This is a genomic window from Trinickia sp. (assembly GCF_057351765.1).
The window spans coordinates 1-2,742 of record NZ_JBMRBK010000096.1 but is presented as its reverse complement, the minus strand read 5'-3'; the positions used below and the strand labels follow the sequence as shown (position 1 = coordinate 2,742).

Here is a 2,742-nt window from a genome sequence, read left to right as displayed (position 1 = left end):
GCGACCACGCGTGAGCGCTGCCACGCGGTGCGCTGCGGGGTGAGGCCCGGTTCGCCGAAAAGCGGCTGCTCGTCGGGCGTATCGGCATCGGCGTCTTCGACCGACACCGATAGCGCGCCAAGATCGATCAGCGCATCGGAGTATGCCTCCGCTTGTGCGCGATCGAGCTCGACGATCAGTTCCCGGTAGGCCATCTCAGTATCATTCCCGATGAGGGCGTCGCCGCTCACGCTTCTTCCGGCGCAGCCTGCTGTTTTTCCGCGAGGCGGTGTTCGAGATAATGGATGCTCGTGCCGCCTTCGACGAAGCCGCGGTCGAACATCAGTTCGCGATGCAGCGGAATGTTCGTCTGAATGCCCTCGACGACCATCTCCGACAGCGCGATGCGCATGCGGCGAATAGCCTGCTCACGGGTTGCGCCGTAGGCGATCAGCTTGCCGATCATCGAATCATAGTTCGGCGGAACGAAATAGCCATTGTAGGCGTGCGAATCGACGCGAATGCCCGGCCCGCCGGGCACGTGCCACGAGGTGATGCGGCCCGGCGACGGTGTGAACTTGAACGGGTCTTCCGCATTGATCCGGCATTCGATCGCATGGCCGCGAAAAACGATATCGCGCTGGCGGAACGTGAGCTTCTCGCCCGCGGCGACGCGAATCTGTTCCTGAACGATGTCGATTCCGGTGATGAGTTCCGTGACCGGATGCTCGACCTGAACGCGCGTATTCATTTCGATGAAGTAGAACTCGCCGTTCTCATAGAGGAACTCGAACGTGCCGGCGCCCAGATAGCCCATCTTTTTGCAGGCGTCCGCGCAGCGATCGCCGATCCGATCGATGAGGCGGCGCGCGATGTTCGGCGCCGGCGCTTCTTCGATCACTTTTTGATGGCGGCGTTGCATGGAGCAGTCGCGCTCGCCGAGCCAGACGGCGTTCCTGAACGAATCGGCGAGCACCTGGATTTCGATGTGACGCGGATTCTCGAGAAACTTCTCCATGTAGACCTGCGGGTTGCCGAACGCGCGGCCGGCTTCCTCGCGGGTCGTATTCACGGCGTTCACCAGCGCGGCTTCGGTATGCACGACGCGCATGCCGCGCCCGCCGCCGCCGCCCGCGGCCTTGATGATGACGGGATAGCCGACCGCGCGCCCGATCTTGACGATCTCTTTCGGGTCGTCGGGCAGTGCGCCTTCCGATCCGGGCACGCAGGGCACCCCCGTTTTGATCATCGTTTGTTTGGCGATGACCTTGTCGCCCATCATGCGGATGGTTTCGGGGCGCGGGCCGATGAATGTGAAGCCCGATTGCTCGACGCGCTCGGCGAAATCCGCGTTCTCCGACAGGAATCCGTACCCCGGGTGGATGGCTTCGGCGTCGGTCACCTCGGCCGCGCTGATGAGCGCCGGCATATTCAGATAGCTCTGGGGCGACGGTGCGGGGCCGATGCAGACGGCCTCGTCGGCGAGCTTCACGTACTTCGCTTCCCTGTCCGCCTCGGAGTAGGCGACAACCGTCTTGATGCCCAGTTCGCGGCACGCGCGCTGGATGCGCAGAGCGATTTCGCCGCGATTGGCAATGAGAATTTTTTCAAACATGGCGATGGTTGGACTCTTCAATGGGCGCCGTGCGCGCCTCATGGGGAATGCGGCGGCCGGAGGGGCGAGCGTGGCGCACGACGTCAGCCGGCGGGGCGTGCGGCTCGCGCGTGGCTTGCCGGTTTCAGCCGATCACGAAGAGCGGTTGGCCGTATTCGACGGCCTGCCCGTTTTCGGCCAGGACTTCCTTGACGACGCCGTCCTTGTCGCTTTCTATCTCGTTCATGAGCTTCATCGCTTCGATGATGCAAAGGGTCTGGCCTTCCTTGACGGTATCGCCGATCTTGACGAACTCGGCAGCGCCCGGCGAAGGCGCGCGATAGAACGTGCCCACCATGGGCGACGTGACGACGTGGCCTTGCGGTTGGGCGGCGACCGGCGCCGGAGCGGCGGCGGCATCGAGGGGGGCGGCGCTGGCTGCGGGCGCCGCCGCCATCTGCGGGCTGTAGGAGGTGGAGGGTTGAACGTAAACCGGCGGCGCATTCTTGACGATGCGGACTTTGCCCTCGCCTTCGGTCACTTCGAGCTCGGAGATGCCCGATTCGGAGACGAGGTCGATCAAAGTTTTCAGCTTACGTAGATCCATAGGGAATCCCCTTGTTTGTTGCATGAGGCGCCGGCCCGCAGCCCGCGCCGATTGGTGTTGTTGAGAGTCAGCTGCGCTGGCCGCCGGCGAGCCGGTCGAGCGCAAACTCGAGCGCGTACAAATATCCCTTCCACCCGAAGCCGCAGACGACGCCCTCGGCCACATCGGAGAAATAGGAGTGATGTCTGAACGGCTCGCGCCGGTGCACGTTCGAGAGGTGAATCTCGACGAATGGAATATCGACGCCCTTGAGCGCATCGCGGATCGCGACGCTCGTATGGGTGTAGGCGGCCGGATTGATGAGCACGAATTCGACGCCCTCCGCGCGGGCAGCTTGGATGCGATCGACGATCTGCCCTTCGTGATTGCTCTGGAAGGTGGCGAGCTCGACCCCGGCAAGCTTGGCCCGTTCGACGAGCGCCTCGTCGATCTGCTGCAGCGTCACGTTGCCGTACACACCCGGCTCTCGCGTGCCGAGCAGGTTCAAGTTGGGGCCGTGCAGTACCAGCAGTCGTGTCATGGTGGCTTGTCTTTCCGCGGAATTGCGCGAACTTTAGCGCTG

4 protein-coding genes are annotated in these 2,742 nt (G+C 63.4%); all 4 read right to left on the bottom strand.

Features of this window, described 5'->3' with window-relative positions:
* A partial coding sequence (locus ACO1XS_RS25835; RefSeq protein ID WP_486392016.1) for a 50S ribosomal protein L11 methyltransferase occupies positions 1–194 on the bottom strand: 194 nt, incomplete at its 3' end.
* A gap of 32 nt (positions 195–226) precedes the next feature.
* Complete coding sequence (gene accC, locus ACO1XS_RS25830) at positions 227–1,594, bottom strand: acetyl-CoA carboxylase biotin carboxylase subunit (RefSeq protein ID WP_331571390.1); 1,368 nt, start codon at positions 1,592–1,594, stop codon at positions 227–229.
* Positions 1,595–1,718: 124 nt separating this feature from the next.
* Positions 1,719–2,180: an acetyl-CoA carboxylase biotin carboxyl carrier protein gene (accB, locus tag ACO1XS_RS25825; protein WP_331571388.1), complete on the bottom strand. Its 462-nt coding sequence runs from the start codon at positions 2,178–2,180 to the stop codon at positions 1,719–1,721.
* Between the two features lie 67 nt (positions 2,181–2,247).
* The gene (gene aroQ / locus ACO1XS_RS25820) at positions 2,248–2,700 is read right to left on the bottom strand and encodes a type II 3-dehydroquinate dehydratase (RefSeq protein ID WP_486392015.1); all 453 of its coding nucleotides are present in this window, start codon (positions 2,698–2,700) and stop codon (positions 2,248–2,250) included.
* Positions 2,701–2,742 lie beyond the last annotated feature (42 nt).